Genomic DNA, 25,456 nt, shown 5'->3' with positions numbered 1-25,456 from the left:
CATCATTACTCCCCCCGTGAGGGTGTCATGAAAAGGAGCAAAAATTAGGTTAGTGTCCGATATGGAATATAAAGTAATAACAAAAAATTAAATGAATAAAAAGGAAAGAGTGTGCCATGACAGAAAAAAAACTATCAGGTGCTGGCTTAAGAGGGCAGTCTGCAGGTGAAACAGCACTTTGTACCGTAGGTAAAACTGGAACGGGACTAACCTATTGTGGTTATGATATTGCCGATTTAGCAGAACATGCACAATTTGAAGAGGTGGTTCATTTATTGTGTCATGGTGAGCTGCCCAATCAGCACCAATTAACAGCTTATAAGCAGAAAGTTAAAAAGCTGCGTATTTTGCCTGATAAACTACGTCGGGTGTTGGAAATATTACCGGCTTCTGCTCACCCCATGGATGTAATGCGAACAGGTTGTTCGGTGTTAGGTAATTTAGAGCCAGAAGAAGACTTTTCTCAACAGCAGGATTGCTTTGATCGGCTACTAGCTCTGTTGCCTGCGATTATTTGCTATTGGTATCGTTTTAGTCATGATGGTGTTCGGATTGAAACTGAAACAGATAGCAATGCGATAGGAGCGCATTTTTTGCAATTATTACATGGGAAAAAGCCAAGTGATTTACATGCACAAGTCATGAATGTTTCCCTTATTTTATATGCAGAGCATGAGTTTAATGCATCCACGTTTACGGCGCGTGTTTGTGCTTCCACATTATCTGATATGCACTCATGTATTACTGCCGCAATTGGCTCGTTGCGAGGCCCACTCCACGGAGGAGCTAATGAGGCTGCGATGGCAATGATCTCCCGTTGGCAATCTGTGGATGAAGCGGAGCGTGAGTTGTTAGCCATGTTGACATGTAAAGAAAAAGTCATGGGGTTTGGTCACGCTATTTATCGCGAGTCTGATCCACGCAATGCCATTATTAAACGTTGGTCGCAACAGCTAGCCAAAGAAGTAGGTGACACAGTGTTGTATTCTGTGTCTGAACGTTGTGAGCAAGTAATGTGGCGGGAGAAAAAACTGTTCCCTAATGCTGATTTTTTCCATGCCTCTGCTTATCATTTTATGGGTATTCCTACTAAATTATTTACGCCTATATTTGTTTGCTCTCGGGTGAGTGGTTGGGCCGCTCATGTGATGGAGCAACGCACTAATAACCGGATTATTCGCCCCAGTGCCGATTATGTTGGACCTGAGCACCGTGAGTGGCTGCCTATTGAACAACGTTAAACAAGACGAGTAGACGATGACAAAAAATGTTGATGTAAATGTACGACCTAAGCCGGATGACGTATTGGTAGCCATTGCTGACTATGTGGATCAATATGAAGTCAGTAGTGATGAAGCTATGCAAACCGCACGCTATTGCTTAATGGATACCTTAGGGTGTGGGTTGTTAGCATTGCGCTATCCTGAGTGTACCAAACATTTAGGACCGATTGTTGAAGGGACAACTGTGCCAAATGGGGCAAGGGTTCCAGGCACACAATTAAGGCTGGACCCAATTAAAGCGGCCTGGGATATTGGCTGTATTATTCGCTGGCTAGATTATAACGATACTTGGCTGGCGGCTGAGTGGGGGCATCCTTCTGATAATTTGGGCGCTATTTTAGCGGTGACTGATTATTTATCCCAGGTGAAGCAGACACGTGGACAAGCACCGTTTACGATGAAAGAAGTGCTTGTGGCGATGATTAAAGCCCATGAAATTCAGGGGGTGTTAGCCTTAGAAAACAGTTTTAATCGAGTGGGATTAGATCATGTAGTATTGGTTAAAGTGGCTTCTACGGCAGTTGCTGCGAAGTTAAAAGGGGCGAGCAAAAATCAAATTATTGATGCGTTATCTCATGCTTGGGTAGATGGCCAATCATTACGAACCTATCGTCATGCGCCTAATGCTGGCTCAAGAAAATCCTGGGCAGCAGGGGATGCCACTTCTCGTGCTGTGCGATTGGCAGATATTGTGATGCGTGGAGAAATGGGTTATCCAGGTGTATTGTCAGCTCCCAAATGGGGTTTTTATGATGTGCTTTTCAAAGGTAATGCATTTAAATTAGCACAGCCCTTTAATAGTTATGTGATGGAAAATGTATTATTTAAAATTTCCTATCCGGCAGAATTCCATGCTCAAACGGCAGTAGAAGCAGCCATGGCGTTACATCCTCAGGTAAAAGAGTGCATTAATGATATTGAAAAAGTTGTTATTACCACTCATGAGTCGGCTATTCGTATTATTAGTAAATCAGGACCGCTGAATAATCCAGCTGATCGCGATCACTGTTTACAGTATATGGCTGCGGTGCCACTGTTATACGGCAGTTTAACTGCGGATCATTATGAAGACAGTTTTCACCAGGCTCATCCTGAAATTGATCAGTTACGGGAGAAAATGGAAATTGTTGAAGCCCCGCGTTTTAGTCAAGAGTATTTAGAGGCAGATAAACGCTCTATTGCAAATGCTATGCAAGTATTTTTTCGTGATGGTAGCAAGACTGAACAGGTGACAGTGGAGTATCCGGTTGGGCACCGGCGACGGCGTGAAGAGGGCATTCCTTTATTGTTGGAGAAATTTAAACAGAATTTACAGACCCGTTTCCCAGCACAGCGAGTCGAGCAAATTTATCAACTTTGTCAAAATCATCAGCAATTGCTAAAAACGCCGGTTAATGCGTTTATGGATTTATTGGTGATTTAAAGCATTTTTTATTGGCTCGCATTCTCTTTTATTGAAGGGTTGCCGCAAAAGGGATTGAAAAAAAGCCTAGTGTCCGATATGGATAACAGGCTATTCTTCTCTAGCTCTTAATCTGTCATTCCTGGCACATTAAGAGCTAATGCAACGTTTCTGTTGCCGCTATAAAATACTCTATTACCCCATATCTATTAGCATCTCAAGAGGAACAAAATAACTATTACATTAAAACCGCCGCTCAATACCTACTTGAGATAAAATCCGGGTAGAAATTTCTTCAACAGATAAATGTGTAGTATTAATAAACGGAATACGCTCTTTTTGTAGTAATAGCTCGACCTCTCTGGTTTCTTGTTGGCATTGACGTAATGAGGCATAACGGCTGTTTGAACGTCGTTCCTGTCGAATAGCTGACAATCGTTCAGGTTCAATGGTTAAGCCAAATAACTTATTTTTATAGGGCTTCAAACAGTCAGGTAGTTTCAAGTTATCCATATCATCTTCGGTAAAGGGGTAGTTGGCTGCTCGAATACCAAATTGCATGGCTAAATATAAACAGGTAGGGGTTTTTCCACAGCGAGACACCCCAATTAAGATTAAATCAGCTTTATTGTAATCACGGGTCCGGCACCCATCATCGTTGTCTAAGGCAAAGTGGACGGCATCAATCCGCTGGGTATAACGCGGGTTAGAATCAATTTCTCTTACTCGACCAATGTGGTGTGTGGAATGTTGCTTCAGCTCTTGTTCTAACGGCGAGAGATAGCTACAAAAAATATCCATCATAAAAGCATCAATGGTTTTAAAGAGCTGACTAATTTGCTGGTCCACAATGGTGCTGATGATAATCGGCCGATGACCATTACTCAGCCCCATTTGTTTAATATCATCCACCACTTTTTGTGCTTTATCTATCGTATCCACAAAAGGGACCGTATGGCAGTCAAACTCAACATGGTCAAACTGGGTTAATAAGCTTTGACCAAGTGATTCAGCAGTGATACCTGTACTATCAGAAATAAAGAAGACACAACGTTTCATAATCATTATTGCCTGGTGGCTAACAAGTCGTTTTAAATGACGTCATAGTGTAAACCTATTCGCGTAGATACATAAATTAAACAAGTAATTTTTGTCAGTTTAGTTATACTGAGGCCGAATCCTCATTTGCTGTCTTACTCACTGCTATTTGACTTGTTAGACAACAAATTAAGGGTTACCACAGCCTTGTAATTAATTGTAAATAAACGACCCTCAAAGAAAGGGGAGATTCGATCTTGGAAGCTTATGTTGTTTCACTGGCCGAATTAGGTGCCAATGATGTGGAAAAAGTGGGAGGAAAGAATGCCTCCCTGGGAGAAATGATCAGCCAGTTGACGGCTGCTGGGGTTAAAGTGCCAACTGGCTTTGCCACTACGGCAGAAGCTTATCGCGCATTTTTGGAAAAGAGTGGACTTAATCAGCGAATTCATGATGAGCTGGATACGCTGGATGTAGATGATGTCAAGGCGTTAGCCAAAACCGGTGCGCAAATTCGTCAATGGATTATTGATGAGCCATTCCAGCCAGAACTTGAACAAGCCATTCGTACTGCTTATAGCAACATGTGTCGTGAGCTACCTGAGGTTGCTGTGGCAGTGCGCTCATCAGCGACGGCGGAGGATTTACCTGATGCATCTTTTGCTGGTCAGCAAGAAACTTTCTTAAATATTCGTGGTGTTGATCAAGTCATTCATGCGGTAAAAGAAGTATTTGCTTCTCTGTTTAATGATCGTGCCATTGCTTATCGGGTTCACCAAGGCTTTGATCACAAATTAGTAGCTTTATCGGCTGGTATTCAACGGATGGTGCATAGTGAAACGGGGGCTTCTGGGGTCATGTTTACCTTAGATACAGAGTCTGGTTTTAACGACGTTGTTTTTATTACCGCGGCCTATGGTTTGGGAGAAACTGTCGTACAAGGTGCAGTGAACCCCGATGAGTTTTATGTACATAAGCCTACATTACAAGCAAATCGTCCAGCAGTGTTACGCCGTAACCTTGGGACTAAAGCAATTAAAATGGTTTACAGTGATGACCAGGAAGTGGGCAAAACTGTTGCGACAGTTGATGTAGATATGGCTGACAGACAGCAATTCTGCATTACCGATGAAGAAGTCACAGAGCTATCTAAGCAAGCGCTGATCATTGAACAGCATTATGGTCGGCCAATGGATATTGAGTGGGCTAAAGATGGCGAAGATGGCTTGCTGTACATCGTCCAGGCTCGTCCTGAGACAGTGAAAAGCCGTTCCCATGCCGCGACGATGGAGCGCTACCTGTTAAAAGAGCAGGGTAAAGTGATTATTGAAGGTCGTAGTATTGGTCAACGAATTGGTAGTGGCCCGGTAAAAGTGATCCATAATTTAACGGAAATGGATAAGGTTCAGCCGGGTGATGTATTAGTGACTGATATGACTGATCCTGACTGGGAACCAATCATGAAACGGGCTGCTGCTATCGTGACGGATCGGGGTGGGCGCACTTGTCATGCTGCTATTATTGCCCGTGAGCTCGGTATTCCTGCGGTAGTTGGTTGTGGGCATGCCTCCAGCCAATTAAAGGACGGCCAGCTGGTAACCGTTTCGTGTGCAGAAGGGGACACTGGCTTGGTTTATGATGGTCAGTTAGCCTTTGATGTGAAGCAAAGTTCTGTAGACTCTATGCCAGATCTACCCTTTAAATTAATGATGAATGTGGGTAACCCAGACCGTGCGTTTGATTTTCAGGCTATTCCTAATGAAGGCGTTGGGTTGGCCCGCTTGGAATTTATCATCAACCGGATGATTGGAGTGCATCCAAAAGCGTTGCTTAATTTTGAGCAATTACCAGAAGATGTAAAGCAAATTGTTGATCAGCGTATTTCAGGCTATGTCAGTCCTGTTGATTTTTATGTGGAAAAGCTGGTGGAAGGGGTGGCTACCATTGCGGCGGCATTTTACCCGAAAAAAGTGATTGTGCGGTTGTCTGACTTTAAATCCAATGAATACGCTAATTTAATTGGTGGTGATCTTTATGAACCTCATGAAGAGAACCCCATGCTTGGTTTCCGTGGGGCATCTCGGTATATCTCTGACGACTTCCGCGACTGTTTTGAGCTGGAGTGCCGGGCGATGAAAAAAGTACGGGATGAAATGGGCTTGACTAACGTGGAGTTAATGGTGCCATTTGTCCGTACAGTAGGTGAAGCTAAACGGGTATCAGAGCTATTAGCTGCCCATGGGCTAAAACGCGGTGAAAATGGATTACGGCTGATAATGATGTGTGAGTTACCAACCAATGCGTTGTTGGCTGAACAGTTTTTGGAATATTTTGATGGATTTTCCATTGGTTCTAATGACATGACGCAGCTAACCTTGGGCTTGGATAGGGACTCTGGAATTATTGCGCATTTATTTGATGAGCGAGATGATGCTGTAAAAACGTTGTTATCTATGGCTATTAAAGCCTGTCGAGATGCGGGTAAATATATTGGTATTTGTGGCCAAGGCCCCTCAGATCACCCAGATCTAGCTCGCTGGCTAATGGACGAAGGAATTGAAACAGTGTCATTGAATCCTGACTCTGTATTAGATACCTGGTTTTATTTAGCTGAAAACACCTAAGTGTTTACTTAGTGTGGATGATTTCAATAATGCCGGTTAATAAATAACTGGCATTATTGAAATAAAAATTAAATTGGGAATTAATCATCAAACCAGAGGACGGTTATGAAATCGATCACTACGCTTTTTTTATTCCTCATTCTTTCTTTCGCTGTTAGTGCGTCAGGCAAAATGGTCTCCTATCAGGTTGGCGGTAAACCTTATGAAGGCTATTACATCAGTGCATCAGCTAAAGCACCATTAATTTTGCTTATCCATGACTGGGATGGCCTGACTGGTTATGAGAAAAAGCGTGCCAATATGTTAGCGGAGTTGGGCTATTCGGTATTTGCTGCAGACTTATTTGGTGCAGGTATCCGACCCACAGAAGTGAAAGATAAGCGCCAGCATACCGGTGAATTATATAAAGATCGAAAAAAAATGCGTGATTTAATGCAAGCTGCACTTGAAACGGCTAAGAATAATGGCGCAGATATTAATAATACCGTGGCGATGGGCTATTGTTTTGGAGGTGCGGCGGTACTTGAATTGGCTCGCTCAGGTGCTGACTTAAAAGGCTTTGTCACTTTCCATGGCGGCTTGGCTACACCTGAAGGTCAAAATTACGCAAAGGCGAAAGGTAGTCTATTAGTATTGCATGGCACGGCTGATGCTAATATTACCATGGAAGATTTTGCCAAACTGGCTAATGAATTAGAAAAAAGTGGAATTAAGCATGAAATGATCAGCTATAGTGGTGCGCCCCATGCGTTTACCGTTTTTGATTCTGATCGGTATCGTGCAGATGCAGACAAAAAATCATGGCAGCGATTTACAAACTTTTTAGCGGAGTTACTTAATAATAAATAAATAGTCCACGAAGAATCGCAATATTACTAGCAGGTCCAGACAATGCTCAAAGCGGTATTTATGGAAGGATGGCTGCAATATCTTTTTTTACGAAAGGCTGGATTTGTTATAGTTATTTGTTGTTTATTAGTTTGGTGGAGGTCTAGCTCCTCTGAGGAGCAAATACCAGAAGACGATTTTTTATCTAAATTAGCAGGAAACTGGTATGGTGAAGCGTTGCATACACCTGTAGGCCCTCGGCCTTATACTATTAGCTTTAAGCCTATTTCTTCAAAGTGTATTTCTGGAGTAGCTAATAATGGGGTTAGTTTGCATACCTGGACTTTTTGTCAAAAAAATAACAATGGATTAACGTTGACCTTTTTGTCTGACTTTGCTGGTAATCATACTCCAATCTACTTTAAAGTGATCAAAATTAATAAAGAGCAGATTATTTTTAAAGCAGATTCTCATCCCTTTATGGAAGTCTCATTTGAACGTTTTGGTTATTCTCGCAGAATTAATATCATTCACTACGGCAAACTACATGTTGGTATCCTGCTAAAAAGAGCGGACGTTAATACGCCTTGATACAGCACTTTGCATCGGTTGCTGATTAAGTCTTAATAATACTATATCGGCTGTTGGTTATACTGCTATGCTGAAATACACTGCTGTCCCACATTTACAGCATCCTCATTTGCTTATGATCATCTGTATTATTCGGTGGTGAGGGTGTAAATAATGCTTTAAGCTCTCTACGCTCAAACAAAGTGAGTTGCATGAGTCGAGCTATTTGAGTGATCGATAGTGTTATTCCATGAGAAAATTTTAGATAAGCGACGAGCAAATAAGCACACATGGCTACCCATATCTGGGTTAACACGGCATTTTTAGAGGTACCGACAAACGATTTTATCTTTAGGTTTTGCTTTATCCACTTAAAAAATAGCTCTATTTTCCAGCGTTCTTTGTAAATAGCTGCAATGGTGCTGGCTGCGAGCTTACTATTATTAGTTAAAAAGTAATATTGGTTGCCAGTCTCTGGGCATTTAAAACCGATACGACGTAAATGACCTTTATAAACAGCCCCTTGTTGGCTAGTCAACTGAATGTGCTGATCAGAAGTGACTGTACTGCTATTGTCGGTAGGCTGGCGCTTTAGTACACGGTATTTGGCTTGCTTTTTTAGTCGGGTTACAAAGAAGATTCCTTGCTCATTTAAAGTATTAAACCAGCGATAATCAGTGTAGCCACGGTCTACAGCAAGAATACTCCCCTTGGGGAGATCAAGGCTGCGTGCTATCTGTATTTCATGACATTTCCCTTCAGTAATACTCATAAATGCAGGCAAGTAGCCATTATGATCAAACCCAACATGTAACTTGATAGCACCTTTACTTTTTCGAAAATCTGCCCAAGGAAACATGGATAAACACAAGTCGATCACTGATGCATCAAGAGAATACAATGGATTTTTAAAACGAAACTTATGCCCTGGCCGATGATGATGACATTTATTTAATAGCTTATAAAACAAGGCTTCATAAAGCGTAGCGGGTTGCTGTTCATTGACACGGGCCAAACTACTTCTGGTGATATTTCCAATACCATGGTGATAGCGTTTATGCTGCTGAATCGATAGGTGATCAATGATGTCACGCAAACTATTGCGACCTGAGAGTTGACCAAATAATAGCGCAACAAACTGCCCCCACCGAGTCATTTTACGTAGCCGTTGACCCGTATGATGCTGATTGGCTAGTGATTCAAACTCATGTCTAGAAAGCAACTGAAGTATTTGGTGCAAGATTGTGTTACGATGAGCCAAGGCTTAAATCCTCTGGTTTTGCAGTGTTTGGTTGCACTCTCATTGTAACAACTTATGGGGACTTAAGCCTTTTTTGTTTCAATCTTATGGGACAGCAGTGGCTGAAATAATAGTGTATTAGTAAAGCCATATTGTTGATGGCATAATTATAGTAGTTTGAAATATGTGGCGTATTTTTTGTTGCGGCTTGTTGGTTTGTCAACTGACGGTGGCAGAAGAGGTGGTGACAATTGCGGTGGGGGAATATCATTTCTAAAGAGTTTCCTAATAGCCAGCAGTTAAAAGAAAAATTTGATCGAGGACTCAGTAAGTTAAAGGAAAGTGGTCAGTTCGATGAATATTATGATGAACTGCTTGCTGGAAAATATGCTCTAGATAAGAAAAATGATTGAAGATTCTGTTAGCCCGGTGAGAAAGCAGAGGATACTAAATAGTATCACTCTGCCTTATGTTTAGTGGAAAATAGTTGCTCCACCCTTTAAAAAAGAATAATTTTTGTATCCATACTCTTTTAAATAGTAATGTAGCCATCGATTTTGTTTACCTACTTTGTCAATAAATAGTAAGTTGTTGTCCTTTATTATTCTTCTTTTTAATAATGGAATTATCCTTGATAAGGGAATACGTTTTCTATCCTTAAAAGGTACCTTATCTTCTGCTCGTTGAAATGAATCTCTAATATCAATAATATAAAGACTGTTTTGGTGGGCTAAGGCTTGATCTTTTTCCATTAGCGTGCTTTTATACTCATCAGATGAAATAAGCTTGTTTTTATTATCAAGTGGTTTTTCCAATAGCATAGTTAGGTGATTATATTCCTGAGCCCAATCGAAAATACCGCTATCATAGGCATAACTGGGTTTTATTTCTCCTTCCACTTTTCTTGCTGCTTTATATGATTTTTGGCAGGTATGGCCATTGCAATAGAAAACCACACAAGCTTTTCCTGCAAGCTTAAACTCATTTGATACCATATTTACAAAATTTCTTTTTGCTAAAGAAATGTTAATTGCATTTTTAATTCGAATGACATCAAACTCTACTTTACTTCTAACGTCAACGATAAGACAACTATCGTAATTTTTATGTAATTCTGCCGTACTGATAACTTCAACATCTTTAAATTTTTCACGATAAGGGTAGTGGTGGTTAGCATAGCCGTTACAGACTATGAATAAACTGAGTAGTAGTAATGGAATAGTGAGTAGGTTGGGTTTATTAGAAGTGTTAGTTTTTTTATTTAAGTTGCCTAGTAATATCATATTAGAAAATCCTTTTCTAGCAGCCTAACAGAAACTATCCCATAAGTCGTAAGGCATAAATAGAAGTGACCATACTACTATGAATTAGACTATGTTATCACCCCAAGTCAACATAAAGTGGCTGGAGTAGCATCAAAATAATGTAAAACAAGTATATTTTTTATCCATGAGCCTAGATTTTTTGAATATGTTGCGATTAATTAGTGGAATCTTTGTTATAAGACATTGCTTTGAGGGTTGTTTATTATTTTGTGAAAATATAAATGTATAAGGGGTTACTTTTATTATATTTAAAATTTAACGAAGTATTGAGCATATTTTCTTGACTGGTTTATGATCATTGAAAGCGGTAAAATTATCAGGTTTATTATCTATTATGTTCTAGAAGAGCAAATTTTATGGCATCACTGTTTACCCATCCTGTCGTACCTGTTGTGTTGGGGTTGGCGCTGAAAAATCCAAAAATCACCCTACCTTTATTATTGGCTGCTGCTATAGCGTCAATTTTGCCTGATTTGGATGTCATTGCATTTCAGTTAGGTATTCCCTACGCTTCACCGTTTGGTCATCGGGGCTTTACTCACTCGATAAGCTTTTCTATTTTTGTGGGCCTAGTTGGATTGATCAGTCATCGGCTGTTAAAAACCACGCCATTTTGGGCGTTTACTGGCTTATTTGTTGGTTCAATCTCTCATCCTTTTCTGGATGCAATGACTAATGGTGGGCTGGGGGTTGCCTGGTTGTGGCCATGGGAGAATCATCGTTATTTTATTCCAAACCGGCTGATTCAGGTGTCGCCTATAGGCGTGTCAGGTTTTCTGTCTGAACGCGGTATGCAGGTGTTATGGTCAGAGCTACAGTGGGTCTGGTTACCCGCGATAAGTGTAGGGCTTGGGGTATATGGTTTGAGAGTGGGTTGTACTCGGTTACTTAGCAAACGGTAGTGTTGGTCATGGTGCAACCGTAGCAACCTGAAGGTTGCATAGTTGTCACCAATGTTACAGAAGTTCACCCAGTCTTGATCATCATCGTCGGTGTTTATTGGCAAAATAGGTAGTACTAACCTGAATGTTTATTTAGATAAGAGAGTTTATTTCTAATTGTCATTGTGATTTCACTTTTTATCGATAATGGTAGCTCATCGTATTCATTAAGGCGTATGCGAAATAAGTGAATAAAGGGGCGATGAGAGTGAAAATTTCTTAAGTCTGGGTTAAGTAAAACAGGCAGGAAAGGAGTTTGGTATTTTTCTTTGAATCGATTAATAACCAGTTGACCTCCTATAGGAAGTGGTAATAGCCTATAAGTGTTTTTTTTGTGTTTAGGAATAGCAATGATAATTCCATTTTTATGGATGCATTCGCCTGGTAATAGTAAAATGCCTGTATTAATTAAATACTTTTCGCTAATGTGGTTAAAGCCATTATTAAAATTATAGGGATTAGGTAAAATAATAAGGTGCTCTTTTTGGTTGTCCTTGGGTAATACTACTTCGAAATGACTATATAATTTTTCAACATTAGGGCTGTAAACACATAAGCCTGCAGAGACCTTCTTAAAAAAATTTAATGCAGATAACTTATTTCGATTAATGTGTAAATCCCAATATAAGCTTAAGTTTGGTGGAGCAATTGGCGTAGTAGTTTGGATAGGGGGTTGAGGTGATAAAGTGGCTATTGTTTGATTCATAATTGCTGTCCATCCTTAGACTATTGAATGCAATTAACACAATGTTAATGTAATAAAATGATTAATTAACTATTTCTCCTCAATAGTGCTTAACTAAAGTTAAGTATAGCAATTAGCTGACCTATTATTTAGTTACTGTTAAAAAATAAGGGGGATCTTTATTTAACTAGCTGTTTTTTTAGCAGTACAAGAATGCTTATCTTCATCTTCCCAGACTTTTTGGGGCACATATTGTAAGGTGGTTTGATAGCCCATATCATATAAAGTGAGCTTATCTTCTTCAGATAAATTAAATTCTACTGGAGAAAAATGTTTAGTATCAACAATAATGGTTGAATGCCAAAATGCTTCATTTATATACTCCCTGGAAATGGTGGTCATAAAAGTGCGAATTAACATACTTAAATAATCTTTAATTGGAATTAAGCTATTAGAACTAATTTGTGTGTGCTTTTGGCTACTTCGCATGCGAAAACAAATCACCGGTGTATTTTCCCCTGACCAATCACGGTGTAAGGCATCTTCGGACAGAATACTGCCATCGACTAATACATGATCATCAAAGTGTTGAAAGCTGAAAATAAGAGGAATAGAAATAGAAAACCTAACGGCTTTGGCAACTCTGAGATCAGGGGTATTATGCCGGTTAAAAATAACCGGTTGGCTTGAGGCGACATCCGTTGCTACAATGTGTAAATCTAATGCTAAATCTTGAAAGGTAACACCACCAAGCTGTTCATCTAGCCAATGTTCAAATACATGGCCATTCGATAGCCCTCCAGAGCGAATCAGGCTAATGATAGATTGGCCGCGAAACTGTTGAAAGTCTACATTCAAGGTAAGTGATTTCAACTCGTCAACGCTTTTACCTGTTGCATAAAGTGATGAAACAATACTGCCACCTGATACGCCCACAATGTGCTGAAAGCCAATACCTAGCTCTTGTAAACCTTGCAGGATACCTACATGAGCGGGTAAGCGGGTTCCCCCACCTGCCAAAATGGGGACAATGGTTGTAGAGTGTGTCACTTGCGTTATTACTGCCGTTATCAGTTTGATTACATTTTTATTATGTAACTATAGAATAAGTGTAACTACTTTGAGTGGGGCAAAGCATAATAATACGGCATGGATAACCAGTGTTTAATAACTAGCCAGTGATGTGGCTAGTAAAATTTATGCTTGCATTTTCCTAGTGAATTAGGGAGAATGCGCAGCCGTCGGCAACGCACGACGACCGCGTTATGGTGGCCTTTATCGGTCCTCTCGCAATGAATATCTGTAAACCCCGCCAGGCCCGGAAGGGAGCAACGGTAGCAGGGACTTCATGTGCCGGGATGTGGCTGGTAGAGGCTGCCGCCTATTACCTCTACCATTTTGTTTTACCTTGTTATTTCATTACTTAACTTTTCTCAGGTGCTACCGATTTCTCAGCAGGCTTAGCGTCTTTCTGCCACGCTTTTTTGATAATCACAGGTTCAATAGGTACATTTTGCATGCCTTGTTGATTACCTGTTTTAGTGGCTGCAATCGAGTCAACCACATCCATGCCAGTCGTTACCTTGCCAAATACGGCATAGCCAAAGTCTCTAACTCCATGATCTAAAAAAGCATTGTCGTTTAGATTAATAAAAAACTGAGAGGTCGCTGTGTCTGGGGATGGCAGGCGAGCCATGGCAATAGTACCACGAAGGTTTTTTAAGCCATTATTTGCTTCGTTTTTAATACTAGACCGGGTACTTTGTCGGTTCAACTGCGGGTTAAAGCCACCACCTTGAATCATAAAGCCTGGGATTACCCGGTGAAAAACTAGCCCATTATAAAACTCATCATTAACATACTGTAAAAAGTTTTTGACTGAGATCGGTGCTTTATCTGCGTACAGTTCAAGCTCAACAGTTCCTTTATTGGTTTCAAATACGACAGTAGGATTAGCAGCGAATGCATGGCTTATGAATAACCAGCTACTGAGTAACAGAATAGTTAGCGTAATGTAAGCTTTTTTCATCAGTGTCCTCATGAGTGTTAATTGTGGGAAGCTGAACATAAAAGGTTTCTCCTAGTTACGCAAGACTGCCCTTAGGGACGTACATGCCCTCAAGGTTGACGGCCGGTTGGAATGACCTACATTTAAAGAGAGTTCGCAACGATTTTGCTGAGTCATGGAAGACAACAACTGCCGCACTGATCACCCTCATCAAACAGTTAACTGGCTTAATAGGTGTTTATTATATTGTTTGAGTTTATTATGTTGCTTCAGTATTGCTAGTTGGGCAGATAGTCGTTGTTTGGTAACCCCAAAAAGCTTATTTCAGTCAGGGACAATTGAGTGCAGTTATAAAATATATGCAGTTCCTGTCAACGAGCACCTTTCCCGCGAAGTAAAATACCAACTACCCCTAGGTGAGCCGCCTAAGGCAGGCTGGCCAGTCGTGTTACTGTTTCAAGGCAATTTCTTTCCAGTCCAGTTTAAGCGGTCAACGGATGATCCTTTGGATAGTTATTATGAAACGTTAGCTATTAAAAGATTGCTTGATCAGGGGTTTGCTGTGTTAGCGCCTAAAGCAGAGTCGGAGCTTGATTGGTTAACTAACTCAGCAGGTCCATTTACTCAATATGAGTTAACCAGTGATTATGCTTTTTTTAAACGTTTATTAGCTGCTATCAAAAAAGGGACATTTGGTCCGGTTGATAATCAACGGAAATATGCAGCAGGTATGGCCAGTGGTGGTTATAACACTAGTCGGATGGCTGTTTCTTTTTCCCAGGAATTTAAAGCGCTGGCTATTCATTCGGCTTCATACGCAACCTGTACAGGCCCAACTTGTAGTATACCCCAGTCGTTGCCAGTAGATCATCCACCTACCTTATTTGTTCATGGCTTTTTGGATACAGTGGTACCCTGGTGGACGATGGATCAATACTATGCAAAGTTATTGGAACAAAATATTCCTACCAATCGCCTGACCGATTATTTGGCTGGGCATCAATGGGTATCTGAGTCGCCAGCTGCTATTATTACCTGGTTTCAGCAGTACCCATAAAAAAACCGTGACAACCTCCTCAGCTGTGTAGTCATTTATGTAGAATGACTACACAACATTCCTTGTCTTTGCTGGGCGAAAAAATAGTCTATGGCCGTGGTGATTCAAATAGCGTTAACAGGCCTTAGTCTTTTTTTTCTGGCTTTACAGATAAATGGCTGGTGTCAGGAGGTGGCGGTGGTGTCTTTTTGTTGGGCTCAACAATATACCCTTTCATTGGAGCAATAGACAGTTGGCTGGTATCTGGCGGTGGTGGCGGAGTAGTCTTTGAGGGCTCTTTCATTAAAGAACCAGTAGGGGCTATTGACCAGTCAGGTGCATCAAGATCAGGCTGGTCGCTATGTTCAGCCGTTTCAGGGGTATCTTGCTCAGGTGATTCTGCTTGTGAGGCTGTAGGATCGGCAGTTGGCTTTGCTGCCGGTGCGCTGGAATGGGCTGAATCGGTTGTTTCTGGTGCCCCCATTTCCATTAGTCGACAGTTTAAGCCTGCTTTTTTTAACGCCAGCAAATATTTTTGCCCTGTGGTCTCATCTAGCTGATTTTTAATCACAACCCGCTTGCCAGAGAAGAAAATAGCTATCTGTTGCTCATTGGCTTTAAATAACTTAGCTACATTTTGTTTGGCAGTTGCCTCGGTAAAGCCGGAGATTAGCTCACCATTGAAAACCAGTTCGTATTGTTTACTCATATTAACCAGCAGTGAAACGTAGGAGAAATTTATAAAGCCTATTTGTGTTTGGTTGAATTTGACAAACGTTAGGCCATAGTGCTGACCCTTATTTATAGGATGCAGCACTAGATAGTTATAAGCTGTTATTAGGAATTGGGCAACCTTGATATGAAGACAATAATAGATTGTCTGACAGTCTGGTTGGGCGGGTAAGCTTGAACTGTTTTTGATATTGATGCTTGTATTTTTTGTGAATCATTACTACAAAGAAAATAGTGTTGCTCTGTCATATTTATGTAAATTGATTTACGTTGAATAGACATGTTATTAATTTGACAGAGGAAGTAATGATTTGTTTGCAGTACATTGGTGTAAAGGAGGCCAGAGGCCTTTGCGAGAACGTTGCTCTTTGCAAAAAATGACCGCTTTATTAAGTAGTTGGCTGGTAGCATCGTTTTGCTGTGCTGCTGAGTTGGCACCATTACCTGATTTTTCTAAAAACACTCAATCTAAAATTACGTTATTCACTATTGCTGGTTCAAATACCATTGGCGCTAAGTTAGGTCCGGCACTTGTCCGACAATATTTAGCTGATAAAGGCTTAACTGATATTCAGGAAAAAGAGCTGGCGACTAATGAAAAGGAAATCAGTGGCCTTGCTAAGCAACAAAATAAAGCACTAGCCATTGTTGTCAAAGCCCACGGTTCGTCTTCAGGATTTAAAGCCATTGCGGCAGAAAAAGCTGAAATAGCCGCTGCATCCAGATCGATTAAAAATAGTGAGCATAAGTTATTAAGCTCAAAGGGAGACTTTAAAAGTGATTCAGCCGAACATATTTTAGCCATTGATGGGTTGGCTATTATTGTTAATAAGTCTAATTCACTCAAGCAGTTGTCTGTGGAGCAGGTTGGTAAGTTGTTTACCGGTAATATCACTAGTTGGAGCCAGATTGGTGGGTCGCCATTAAACGTTACTCGTTTTGCCCGTGATAAAGCCTCTGGTACGTGGGATACCTTTAGTGGACTCGTATTAAAAAAACAGTCACTCGCAGCAGGTACAGAGCGGTTTGAATCGAATGCCGAATTGTCTCGTAAAGTGGCAGCAAATACGGGGGCAGTCGGCTTTGTTGGATTAAACAGTATTGGAAACGCTAAGCCATTAGCGATTTCTGCTGGAGGAGATAATTATTTAGAGCCTAATATACTTAATGTGGCGACTGAAGATTATCCCTTAGGACGTCGGTTGTACTTTTATATCAGCCCGAATAATCCCTCTGAGTTAGCTAAAGAATTTGTTGATTACGCATTAAGCGCAAAAGGGCAAGAAATTGTTAATGAGGTAGGGTTTGTTGGGCAAAATATAACGATACTTAACCAGCAATTAGCTGCTAAATTTCCTACTAATTATATTGAGCAAGTAAAAGGCTATCGCCGTCTATCTGTTAATTTTCGGTTTGAAGCAGGAAAATCCAAGCTTGATAATAAAGGCAATCGGGACTTAAAACGCATGAAGATATTTTATGATCAGCAGAGTAAAAGCGGCCCGGTTAGTTTGATTGTTCGTGGTTTCGCTGAAGAGGCAGGTAATGCGAGAAAAACAGAGTTATTAGCTAATTTACGGGCAAAAGTCGTAAAGCGGGAACTGATTAAAGCAGGGGTGGACCGCAACTCACTAAAGGTAATTGGCTATGGGGCACTCCATTTAACTGAATCCAATAATGATCCTGCAACCAAAGTTAAAAATAGTCGTGTTGAGGTTTGGATTAAAAAGTGATCGGCTGAGAAAGTGGCGATAGAAAAAAGGGCCTTTGCGATAGGCCCTTTTTTTATTTTCTGCTCTTGCTCTTTGGGGATTTATGATATTTGGGCTTTTCTTCAGGGGCTTGGAAAACCAAATATAACTCAGTAACCACTTCAGCAAGTTGGTTAAACATGTCTTCTACCAGCTCAGCGTCTTCTCGCATTTCTGCAAACTCAGGCTGATCATTAAATAATCCGGATAATACCATGATTGGTAGCAGTAACTCACTGATTTCCTGCTGGTCTTTATTAAACCAAAGCTCTTCTGCCTCAAAAACGGTGGTCATAAACCCAATTGACCATTCTTCAGCAATCGTTAACCACTGCTCTTCATCTTCTTCAAATTGAAAAGGTAATAAGGGTGGTTCTGCAAGATACAGTTGGCGTTGGATTTGTTGACCAAGTTGATTCAGCAGAGAGGCAAGCTCATCTAGTGGAAATTGGGTTGGAAGTGATGAGTCACCAATAACAACCTGGCAAATAGCTTGTTCCTGAATAGTGGGGGCAATGGCATTGGCGGTGAGCAGGCCTAAACACTCTAAATAGGTTAACCCATCTTCTGCTAATGCTGGGTGGTCCAGTAATTGCTCAAGTTGGCTGATATGCTGTTGAAAAGAAGTGTGTGGCATTATGTCTCAACTATCAAAAATAAAACCTATTTTAAGGGTATCTGCATTAATTGAAAATGCTGAGTTTTTTCTAGGTATTTTCTTTGCTAACTATTCAGCACTAGTGACTCTCTATATACTCTGCCATTTCCTTGTCAGGTAAGGTTTGCATAAACAGTGGGAGTAAAACTGGGTGAGCCACGATACGCAAGCTGAATTAAAGTGTTTATTAAAAAAGGTGTTTGGGTACGATGAGTTTAGAGGGCAGCAAGCAGAAATTATAACCAGGTTAGTTAATAATCAAGATGCAGTGGTCATTATGCCAACAGGTGCAGGTAAATCCCTTTGTTACCAATTGCCTGCTATTGCCCGTGCTGGTACCGCTATTGTGGTATCACCCTTAATTGCGTTAATGCAAGACCAGGTAGCTGGTTTAATTGAAAATGGGATTAATGCTGCTGCTCTCCATGGCCACTTAACTATAGAACAACGCCAAGCAACTGAACAAGCCTTGCTTGCTGGCCAACTTGATATTCTATATGTTGCTCCTGAGCGTTTAAAAAGCGAACGACTGTTGGGTGTGTTTCAGCAAATTCCTTTGGCATTATTTGCGATTGATGAAGCTCATTGTGTGTCGCAGTGGGGACATGATTTTCGGCCTGATTATTTAACACTAGGTTGTTTAGCTCAGCAATTTCCACATGTACCTAGAATTGCCCTGACGGCAACTGCAGATAAGCGAACTCAGCAGGAAATTATTGAACGTTTGCACTTACAGCAAGCGCAATTGTTTTGTTCAGGTTTTGATCGCAGCAATTTGTTTTATCATATCGAACCCAAACAACAAGCCAGGCAACAACTGTTGAGTTTTTTATCACAGCAATCAGGAGCAGCAGGAATTATTTATTGTGCCAGTCGTCGGAAAGTGGAGCAAACAGCTGAATGGCTGCAACAGCAAGGATTTGCTGCACTGGCTTATCATGCAGGGCTGGACGCGAATACAAGGGAAGTTAATCAGCGCCAATTTATTTACGAAGATGGTCAATTAATGGTTGCCACAGTGGCTTTTGGAATGGGGGTGGATAAGCCAGATGTGCGGTTTGTAGTCCACTTGGATATGCCGCGTAGTATTGAGTCTTACTATCAGGAGACAGGCCGAGCGGGACGTGATGGTTTGCCGGCCACTGCATGGATGTTGTATGGGTTACAAGATGTATTATTTAATCGCCAGTTATTGGCTCAATCAACAGCCGAGCCAAGAGTAAAAGCAGTTGAGCAACACCGCCTAGATACAATGTTGGCGTTATGTGAAAGCACCTGTTGCCGGCGTCAAGTATTATTACGTTATTTTAGTGAAAATTATCCCAAACCTTGTGGCCAGTGTGACTGGTGCGTTAATCCTGCCAGTACCTGGAATGCAACAGAAGCGGCACAAAAAGCGTTGTCTTGTGTGTATCGTACTCATCAACGGTATGGTGTCAGTCATGTCATTAATGTGCTGTTGGGTAGGAAAAATAAACAAATACAACAATGTGGCCATCAGCAGCTAAGTACGTGGGGAATTGGCCAAGAATTTAGTGAAGCACAGTGGCGGTCAGTATTTCGCCAGTTGATTGCGCAAGGTTATTTAGGAATAAGTATGGATGGTTATGGTACGTTGCAATTAACTGAACGCTGCCGTCCTTTGCTGCGTGGTGAAATAGACTTGTATTTACGTTCAGATCAGAGAGCGGTTAAACGTCCTAAAGGTCGCTTTGAGCTGGAAGTGTCTCCAGAAGACTACCCTTTGTGGCAGGCATTAAAACGATTAAGGCGCCAATTGGCAGCTGAACATCAAGTGCCACCTTACCGAATTTGTAGTGATGCTACCTTATTTGAGATGTTGCAGCTGAAACCAACCCAGCAAAGTCAGTTATTACAGGTGCCAGGTATTGGCACCCACAAAAGACGGCAGTTTGGTAACCAGTTTATTGAATTATTTACTTCTGCCCAATATTTTGGAGAGGAGTTATCTTGAGATGCTTTTAAAAGCGCTTATTATTTTTCCCAAGGCCACTTTTGGCGTTCAGGAGTAGCACTATCTTTAATAGATTGGGGATCAGCTTCGATAACTGGGTTGGCAAGCTGTCGCTTAACCCATAATTGTGTGACTACTAATAAACAGATCAAATGGTAAACTAAATCAAAATAGGCTAGCCCTAAGAATGCACCACCTGTTGCATAAGCAATAATACTCACTTGAATCATCCGGGCTAACTGGTTTGCCCATAACATGTCGGCTCTGTCTTTAGTATGGCGAATAATCCAACTACCTGTTCGCCAAGCTAAGAAAAATAGCAGCAAAAATAAGAAAAGCCCAATGAATCCCTGCTCACCCAATACCTCAAAATAGATACTGTGGGCATCATGGACCCGCTCCGGATTAGAATAAAGTGCAAAATTTTCGGGGGTCCAGCATTTGAACCCTCCAGCAGTGACACGGTGTGTAGCAATATTAAATGCCATTCGCCAAGCACTTAAGCGTCCTAGCCCTGATTCATCAATTTCAGGACCTTCATCTGCATTGGTAATGTACTTACCTACTACAGGGATAGAGCCCATACGTTCAATCCAATGATCGGGTAGGAAGGGGGTAATGGCTAATAAACTCACTATACAGACAATGGCAAGGGGTAGCTTATGTTTGCTTTTAAACCATAAAAAGCCAAGCATGCAAACAAATGCTAAAAAGGCACCTCTAGAGAAAGTACTCAAGATAGATAAAGCACATAACATGATGCTGGCTAATAGAAAGCGCTTGAGCATTTTTTTTGAGCTGTTTTGGTAGAGATAGACAAGCAGCGGAATAATCATCAATAGTGCAACTCCTAGCTCGTTATTACCTTCTATCACTGAGCCAGGTGGCCCCCAAACACGGTAGCTCAACCCAGTCGCTAGCGAAAAGACGCCACCCTTGATACCGAAAAAGCCTATGGAGAGGGCCATTACCCACACTAAACCATGAATTCTTTCTTTTGACTGAATAAGAATCATGGATAAAAAAGTGATAAATTGCACTTTTAGTATTTCTATATAACTGGTACTTGCTGCTTCAGGATATACAGCAAAAAGAGTACTGATACCAATCCATACAATAAATAGGATTAAGACCACCGTAATTGGAGTAGCGGGTAGTTTTTTATTTTCTTTAGAAACAATAAAAGCGAATATCGTGACAAGGGCTATTATATAAGCGAAGGGAAAGGTATAGGCAAAGCCCCAGCCGAGCCGGTGAGGGTTCATGTAGCTGATCCAGGCAAATAAAAAGATGCCGATATGTGGTCGGCGTAATACAAGGGGTAAACATCCAAAAACAATAAGCGTAACGATGATGTCGCGCATTTTCTATTCCCTTAGGCGTTACTTGACCAAGGTGGGCAATCGATTTACCCAACAGCTAATAAGTGAATGACTTGATAAGTCGTAAGTTGCACTGGAGTTGCTACACTTGCATCTTGCTAAATAAATATCATGACTGGTGTATGGCAACCCATTAATCATATTTATCAAGTATGGTATACCCTTCTCGGATGATTTTTAGGGTTTGTTATCGTCGCTCATTACCCAACCATTTATAAAAACATAAACTCATGGGGCATCGTCATTCGACTGTCCACAGCACTTTTATTTCAATTAGTGCTGCTATTGCTAGTTTTACAGTAGTAAGCCAGCCTCCTAAAAACCATTCGCTTTGGCTATAACTAAACAGATGTATTAAAAGTACCCAATAAAATAGTCTTTAATAGCGAAAAAAGCATGCTATAGGGTTAAAAACGACCCGTCAACGCTAAAGTTTAGTTTTAGGAATATTGGTTAACAAAATATTTAATTAAAGATTTGAATAAGATAAACAATTCCGGTTTGTTTTTGTAGGTATCATGTTTACCCTTAATGCTAAAGAGTAGAGTACATGAAATGAAGAGCGGCTATATTGCTAATTCAAACATCTGGTAAGTTATAGAAACAAAGTAAATGTGACTCACATCTCTAATTATAAGGTGAAGTCGTTGATATAAGTGATAATTGAGCACCATCACAATATTAGAACCTTACTTAAAGAAATATAGTCCGGCTTATATAAACGCAATATAATCTTACAACATGAATTACTTATCTATCGTGCTAAGATTGGTCTGTAAATGATAAACAAAATGATGAAGCCACCAACTTATGAGTGAGGATAAAAGAAAGAGGCTAGCTAACCGATTAACAGCTAAAATCTAGTTATTCATAAAAGTTTGACGCATACCTCCATAAAAAACCAGTCATATGTAGATCTACTCCTTAAAAGAAAGCCTGTGTAGTAACTGTTGGTGATATCCATGAAAAATAATACCCTGAGAATTTATACTAAAACAAATGATAAAGATCTATTTATAGAGTTCACTAAGAAAAATATTGCTAATAAAAGTGATCAGCATTGTATAAATGTTCAGTTGCCAGTCGCGGGATATGGAATTGTTAATCAGTCAATCCCCTTAGCAGATGATGATGTCAAAAAATTATTTGAGTTTTTATCGCTAGCGTGAGTTTTGATCAGAGATATCAAGCAGTTGAGCAGGGAACCCAAAGCGTGAAAATTTTAATTACAGCAGGTTACTTTCCTCCTTATTGTCCAGCGTCGGCAAGCCGGGTAAATAAGTTTGCAAAATATTTGGTTGATCAAGGGTATGATGTCAGGGTTTTATCACCAAAAGACCCGCGTTTTCCAGAAACGCTAAAAGCTGAAATTACGCAAGATCGGGTACTTTATACTGAATATACAGATATTAATGATATCCCTGTCCGTTTAAAAAAGTTACTACGGTCTGTGTTTTGTCGAAGCAACCAAGTAGCTGAGGCTACAAAACAAGAGCAGCCAGTCAGTGATACGAAACTGGTAAAAACCAACAAGGAATCCCTACTGAGTCGCCTTTATAGGTCCATGATGAATATACCTGACAATTCTGTGGGCTGGTATTTTCACGCAATCAAGGCTGGACGAACGCTTTTTGAACACTGGCGTCCTGATATTATTTTTGCAACTGCACCACCCTTTACTACCTTATTAGTTGGATCTCGCCTCGCTCGTTTAAGCAATGTACCTTGGGTCGCAGATTACCGCGATTTGTGGTCAGACCATGGTTATTACGATAGTGGTTATTTGCGCAGAAGGCTTGATGTATTACTTGAGCGTTATATGCTCAGTAATTGCAAAGGACTAGTGACCGTTACCGAGAGTTGGACTGACCTTTTAAGGGAGAAAAGAAATAAACCTGTTACCTGTGTGATGAATGGCTTTGATCCTGAGGACTTTTGCTTGCATGATGAAAAGCCTGATAGCAATAATGCTTTATTGGGAGGCGATAAGGTTACGATTCTATATGCAGGCCATCTCTATGGACAAAAACGAGATCCCTCTGTTTTATTTGAAGCACTTGGACAGTTAGGCGATAAAGCTAATTACTTTAAAGTGATCTTCTATACTGAAAGTGGTTTGGGGGACTTTAACACAGATCAGAAACAACTAGTTGAAAAGTATCAGCTTGAAGATGTAATAGAATTTAACACCTATATCTCACAAAAAGAGTTACATAAAGTTCAGCAGCAGGTTGATGTCTTGCTGCTACTACGTTGGAATGACCCTCGAGAAGATAGTGTAATCGCTGGTAAACTATTTGAATATATTGGTGCAGGTAAGCCGATTTTGTCTGTGGGAAGTACCACTGGCGAAGCTGCAGATATTATTCGATATAATGATTTTGGCTGTGTATCATGTGACCCAGATGAAATAGGCCATTTTTTACTACAAAAATATCAGGAAAAACAACGTGGTATTCCATTAAAACTCAACGAGAGTAATCGTAATAAATTTAAAAGGTCTGAACAGTTTTCCAAGCTTGAGATTTTCCTCAAGGCTGTTGTAGAGAAAAATGGTTCATCTTTGGGTAGCTATAAAGTTAATACTGAAGAAGATATTTTAAAATAGTTTACCATTTAGTGTGGTAAACTTTGGGAACTGTCTATTTACTTTGGTTTATACCAGTCGCGAGTTATTCTTAGGTTTCATAACCATGACTTTTTATCTCAATAACTTATTAATTACAAACTTATAGCGTTTCAGCACTAGGTGGTTTTGCTTAAAAAGCTTCGCACTAAGGTTATTTTAACTATGAGGTCAGACAGGAAACTTATTTTTTGTACTATCCTTTCGTATGATTTTTTTTGCCCAATTATCTAATATGTGAAAAATAACGGTAATCATAGGTTTATATAAATATTTTTTGCGCTCGGTCATGCTTCCTATAATGAAAGTGACTATTGCGACTAGTGAAATGATAAAAACAAATGAAACTAAAGAATTTTTGTTATAGTTGAAGTGGTACTCTAGTGTTTTAATGGTTGGTGCATGAACAAGATATAAGGTAAAAGTGAAAGATGCAAGGTAGCGAATTACTTTAGTGATATCCTCTCTAATTGATATTATATAATGCTTGGCTGCATATAAATGAATAACTGCTAAAACAGCAACAAAATAGTCGGAAATAAATTTTCTGGCACTTCCCAGGGGTAATTGTTCAAAGACCCAAATTTGATCTGCTAAACTGAATAGATATTTATCCCATAGCAAAGTTTTATATATAAAGTAAATAAAAATTGGTGACCAGAATAATATCGCAGACTGCAGGTAACTTAGCTTCCAACGATGAATATTTTTAAACAACCATACTCCAAGTAGCCAGATAGGGTAAAGTAACCATAATTTATAGCCTACAAAAAGGAATAAAATGGTGAAAAAGCCTACTCTTTTCCAACCAGTGAAGAAATATAAAGGAACAAATAGGATGTAATACCAAACTTCATAACCTAAGGACCAATAGGGGATGACGGTGAAAGGTTGTTCAGAAATAGTCCAGATTTCGCCGAAAAAGCCAAAATGTAAAGGTATATAAATATAAAGCTTTTGATATTGATAAAGACCTTGGTATTTATCAGGGTTGAACTGTAGACCAATGAGATCAATGATGACTGTTAATAGTAATACGGGGATTGCTACTGAGTAAATCCGAGTTGCTCTGTCAATTAAATACTGTTTAACAGAGGATTGTTTTTGGTTAACTGTATAGGTGATAACAAAGCCAGAAAGAATAAAAAATAATACAACAGCATCCCTACCTGATTCTGGAAGGTACTGGCCTATTTCTGGAGAAACTAAACCCCACATTGCAATATGGGCTAGTAAGACAATTAATGCAGCCAAAAACCGGCATAGATCAAGATAAGTAGAAAGTGCTTTATTCATATTTGAATTCTTTTTCACTACTGTAGTTGCATTAACACTAACGATTCACTGCTACT

At 40.2% G+C, this 25,456-nt stretch carries 22 protein-coding genes and 1 other RNA gene; 13 read left to right on the top strand and 10 right to left on the bottom strand.

Annotated features, from left to right (window positions below):
- The first annotated feature begins 116 nt into the window (after window positions 1–116).
- Complete coding sequence (gene prpC, locus G4Y78_RS17030) at window positions 117–1,241, top strand: bifunctional 2-methylcitrate synthase/citrate synthase (protein WP_163834160.1); 1,125 nt, start codon at window positions 117–119, stop codon at window positions 1,239–1,241.
- A gap of 16 nt (window positions 1,242–1,257) precedes the next feature.
- Window positions 1,258–2,706, top strand: a complete 1,449-nt coding sequence (locus tag G4Y78_RS17025; RefSeq protein ID WP_163834159.1) for a bifunctional 2-methylcitrate dehydratase/aconitate hydratase — start codon at window positions 1,258–1,260, stop codon at window positions 2,704–2,706.
- Window positions 2,707–2,928: 222 nt separating this feature from the next.
- Here G4Y78_RS17025 and ppsR read toward each other — a convergent pair whose 3' ends face one another.
- A complete protein-coding gene (gene ppsR, locus G4Y78_RS17020) occupies window positions 2,929–3,744 on the bottom strand; it encodes a posphoenolpyruvate synthetase regulatory kinase/phosphorylase PpsR (protein WP_163834158.1) in 816 nt (271 codons plus the stop codon).
- A 236-nt stretch (window positions 3,745–3,980) separates the two neighbouring features.
- Between ppsR and ppsA the strand changes: the two genes are divergently transcribed.
- From ppsA to G4Y78_RS17005, 3 genes are all read left to right on the top strand, one after another.
- Entirely contained in the window at window positions 3,981–6,347 is a 2,367-nt protein-coding gene (gene ppsA, locus G4Y78_RS17015; RefSeq protein WP_163834157.1) for a phosphoenolpyruvate synthase, read from the top strand.
- A gap of 105 nt (window positions 6,348–6,452) precedes the next feature.
- On the top strand, window positions 6,453–7,196 hold the full coding sequence (locus G4Y78_RS17010) for a dienelactone hydrolase family protein (protein WP_163834156.1): 744 nt from the start codon (window positions 6,453–6,455) through the stop codon (window positions 7,194–7,196).
- Between the two features lie 42 nt (window positions 7,197–7,238).
- Window positions 7,239–7,766 (top strand): hypothetical protein, encoded by a 528-nt coding sequence (locus G4Y78_RS17005; protein WP_163834155.1) that lies wholly within the window; start codon window positions 7,239–7,241, stop codon window positions 7,764–7,766.
- 94 nt (window positions 7,767–7,860) lie between these two features.
- Here G4Y78_RS17005 and G4Y78_RS17000 read toward each other — a convergent pair whose 3' ends face one another.
- Window positions 7,861–9,006, bottom strand: coding sequence for an IS4 family transposase (locus tag G4Y78_RS17000; protein ID WP_163830996.1), 1,146 nt, complete (start codon window positions 9,004–9,006; stop codon window positions 7,861–7,863).
- Window positions 9,007–9,236: 230 nt separating this feature from the next.
- Between G4Y78_RS17000 and G4Y78_RS16995 the strand changes: the two genes are divergently transcribed.
- Complete coding sequence (locus G4Y78_RS16995; protein ID WP_163834154.1) at window positions 9,237–9,398, top strand: hypothetical protein; 162 nt, start codon at window positions 9,237–9,239, stop codon at window positions 9,396–9,398.
- A 60-nt stretch (window positions 9,399–9,458) separates the two neighbouring features.
- On the opposite strand, the gene G4Y78_RS16990 is transcribed toward G4Y78_RS16995, so the two are convergent.
- Window positions 9,459–10,268, bottom strand: coding sequence for a rhodanese-like domain-containing protein (locus tag G4Y78_RS16990; protein WP_163834153.1), 810 nt, complete (start codon window positions 10,266–10,268; stop codon window positions 9,459–9,461).
- A 398-nt stretch (window positions 10,269–10,666) separates the two neighbouring features.
- On the opposite strand from G4Y78_RS16990, the gene G4Y78_RS16985 reads away from it, so the two are divergent.
- Window positions 10,667–11,212: a metal-dependent hydrolase gene (locus G4Y78_RS16985; RefSeq protein ID WP_163834152.1), complete on the top strand. Its 546-nt coding sequence runs from the start codon at window positions 10,667–10,669 to the stop codon at window positions 11,210–11,212.
- Between the two features lie 115 nt (window positions 11,213–11,327).
- On the opposite strand, the gene G4Y78_RS16980 is transcribed toward G4Y78_RS16985, so the two are convergent.
- Complete coding sequence (locus G4Y78_RS16980) at window positions 11,328–11,957, bottom strand: hypothetical protein (protein ID WP_163834151.1); 630 nt, start codon at window positions 11,955–11,957, stop codon at window positions 11,328–11,330.
- A 162-nt stretch (window positions 11,958–12,119) separates the two neighbouring features.
- Window positions 12,120–12,986: a patatin-like phospholipase family protein gene (locus tag G4Y78_RS16975; RefSeq protein ID WP_222937518.1), complete on the bottom strand. Its 867-nt coding sequence runs from the start codon at window positions 12,984–12,986 to the stop codon at window positions 12,120–12,122.
- Between the two features lie 226 nt (window positions 12,987–13,212).
- On the opposite strand from G4Y78_RS16975, the gene ffs reads away from it, so the two are divergent.
- Window positions 13,213–13,309, top strand: an RNA gene (gene ffs, locus G4Y78_RS16970) — signal recognition particle sRNA small type.
- 50 nt (window positions 13,310–13,359) lie between these two features.
- On the opposite strand, the gene G4Y78_RS16965 is transcribed toward ffs, so the two are convergent.
- On the bottom strand, window positions 13,360–13,965 hold the full coding sequence (locus G4Y78_RS16965) for a peptidylprolyl isomerase (protein WP_163834150.1): 606 nt from the start codon (window positions 13,963–13,965) through the stop codon (window positions 13,360–13,362).
- A gap of 229 nt (window positions 13,966–14,194) precedes the next feature.
- Between G4Y78_RS16965 and G4Y78_RS16960 the strand changes: the two genes are divergently transcribed.
- Window positions 14,195–15,001, top strand: a complete 807-nt coding sequence (locus G4Y78_RS16960) for an extracellular medium-chain-length polyhydroxyalkanoate depolymerase (protein ID WP_163834149.1) — start codon at window positions 14,195–14,197, stop codon at window positions 14,999–15,001.
- Window positions 15,002–15,125: 124 nt separating this feature from the next.
- On the opposite strand, the gene G4Y78_RS16955 is transcribed toward G4Y78_RS16960, so the two are convergent.
- Window positions 15,126–15,689: a hypothetical protein gene (locus G4Y78_RS16955; protein ID WP_163834148.1), complete on the bottom strand. Its 564-nt coding sequence runs from the start codon at window positions 15,687–15,689 to the stop codon at window positions 15,126–15,128.
- Window positions 15,690–16,023: 334 nt separating this feature from the next.
- Here G4Y78_RS16955 and G4Y78_RS16950 point away from each other — a divergent pair, with 334 nt between their 5' ends.
- Window positions 16,024–17,445 (top strand): phosphate ABC transporter substrate-binding/OmpA family protein, encoded by a 1,422-nt coding sequence (locus G4Y78_RS16950; RefSeq protein ID WP_163834147.1) that lies wholly within the window; start codon window positions 16,024–16,026, stop codon window positions 17,443–17,445.
- A 52-nt stretch (window positions 17,446–17,497) separates the two neighbouring features.
- On the opposite strand, the gene G4Y78_RS16945 is transcribed toward G4Y78_RS16950, so the two are convergent.
- On the bottom strand, window positions 17,498–18,100 hold the full coding sequence (locus tag G4Y78_RS16945; protein ID WP_163834146.1) for a YecA/YgfB family protein: 603 nt from the start codon (window positions 18,098–18,100) through the stop codon (window positions 17,498–17,500).
- A 172-nt stretch (window positions 18,101–18,272) separates the two neighbouring features.
- Between G4Y78_RS16945 and recQ the strand changes: the two genes are divergently transcribed.
- Entirely contained in the window at window positions 18,273–20,096 is a 1,824-nt protein-coding gene (recQ, locus tag G4Y78_RS16940) for a DNA helicase RecQ (protein WP_163834145.1), read from the top strand.
- Window positions 20,097–20,116: 20 nt separating this feature from the next.
- Here recQ and G4Y78_RS16935 read toward each other — a convergent pair whose 3' ends face one another.
- A complete protein-coding gene (locus tag G4Y78_RS16935) occupies window positions 20,117–21,460 on the bottom strand; it encodes a putative O-glycosylation ligase, exosortase A system-associated (protein ID WP_163834144.1) in 1,344 nt (447 codons plus the stop codon).
- Between the two features lie 980 nt (window positions 21,461–22,440).
- Here G4Y78_RS16935 and G4Y78_RS16930 point away from each other — a divergent pair.
- Together G4Y78_RS16930 and G4Y78_RS16925 are read left to right on the top strand one after the other, a co-directional pair.
- The gene (locus G4Y78_RS16930; RefSeq protein WP_163834143.1) at window positions 22,441–22,647 is read left to right on the top strand and encodes a hypothetical protein; all 207 of its coding nucleotides are present in this window, start codon (window positions 22,441–22,443) and stop codon (window positions 22,645–22,647) included.
- A 44-nt stretch (window positions 22,648–22,691) separates the two neighbouring features.
- Complete coding sequence (locus G4Y78_RS16925) at window positions 22,692–24,086, top strand: glycosyltransferase family 4 protein (protein ID WP_163834142.1); 1,395 nt, start codon at window positions 22,692–22,694, stop codon at window positions 24,084–24,086.
- Window positions 24,087–24,275: 189 nt separating this feature from the next.
- Here the strand turns inward: G4Y78_RS16925 and G4Y78_RS16920 are convergent, their stop codons facing one another.
- On the bottom strand, window positions 24,276–25,400 hold the full coding sequence (locus tag G4Y78_RS16920; protein ID WP_163834141.1) for an acyltransferase family protein: 1,125 nt from the start codon (window positions 25,398–25,400) through the stop codon (window positions 24,276–24,278).
- Window positions 25,401–25,456 lie beyond the last annotated feature (56 nt).

Source organism: Spartinivicinus ruber (assembly GCF_011009015.1).
Classification (GTDB): domain Bacteria; phylum Pseudomonadota; class Gammaproteobacteria; order Pseudomonadales; family Zooshikellaceae; genus Spartinivicinus; species Spartinivicinus ruber.
The sequence above is the reverse complement of the archived record's forward strand: the minus strand, read 5'-3'. Positions and strand labels throughout refer to the sequence as shown.

Coding starts and splice junctions, on each gene's coding strand:
- prpC (WP_163834160.1), top strand. CDS start 117: ATGACAGAAAAAAAACTATCAGGTGCTGGCTTAAGAGGGCAGTCTGCA.
- G4Y78_RS17025 (WP_163834159.1), top strand. CDS start 1,258: ATGACAAAAAATGTTGATGTAAATGTACGACCTAAGCCGGATGACGTA.
- ppsR (WP_163834158.1), bottom strand. CDS start 3,744: ATGAAACGTTGTGTCTTCTTTATTTCTGATAGTACAGGTATCACTGCT.
- G4Y78_RS17010 (WP_163834156.1), top strand. CDS start 6,453: ATGAAATCGATCACTACGCTTTTTTTATTCCTCATTCTTTCTTTCGCT.
- G4Y78_RS17005 (WP_163834155.1), top strand. CDS start 7,239: ATGCTCAAAGCGGTATTTATGGAAGGATGGCTGCAATATCTTTTTTTA.
- G4Y78_RS16990 (WP_163834153.1), bottom strand. CDS start 10,268: ATGATATTACTAGGCAACTTAAATAAAAAAACTAACACTTCTAATAAA.
- G4Y78_RS16985 (WP_163834152.1), top strand. CDS start 10,667: ATGGCATCACTGTTTACCCATCCTGTCGTACCTGTTGTGTTGGGGTTG.
- G4Y78_RS16980 (WP_163834151.1), bottom strand. CDS start 11,957: ATGAATCAAACAATAGCCACTTTATCACCTCAACCCCCTATCCAAACT.
- G4Y78_RS16965 (WP_163834150.1), bottom strand. CDS start 13,965: ATGAAAAAAGCTTACATTACGCTAACTATTCTGTTACTCAGTAGCTGG.
- G4Y78_RS16955 (WP_163834148.1), bottom strand. CDS start 15,689: ATGAGTAAACAATACGAACTGGTTTTCAATGGTGAGCTAATCTCCGGC.
- G4Y78_RS16945 (WP_163834146.1), bottom strand. CDS start 18,100: ATGCCACACACTTCTTTTCAACAGCATATCAGCCAACTTGAGCAATTA.
- G4Y78_RS16935 (WP_163834144.1), bottom strand. CDS start 21,460: ATGCGCGACATCATCGTTACGCTTATTGTTTTTGGATGTTTACCCCTT.
- G4Y78_RS16930 (WP_163834143.1), top strand. CDS start 22,441: ATGAAAAATAATACCCTGAGAATTTATACTAAAACAAATGATAAAGAT.
- G4Y78_RS16920 (WP_163834141.1), bottom strand. CDS start 25,400: ATGAATAAAGCACTTTCTACTTATCTTGATCTATGCCGGTTTTTGGCT.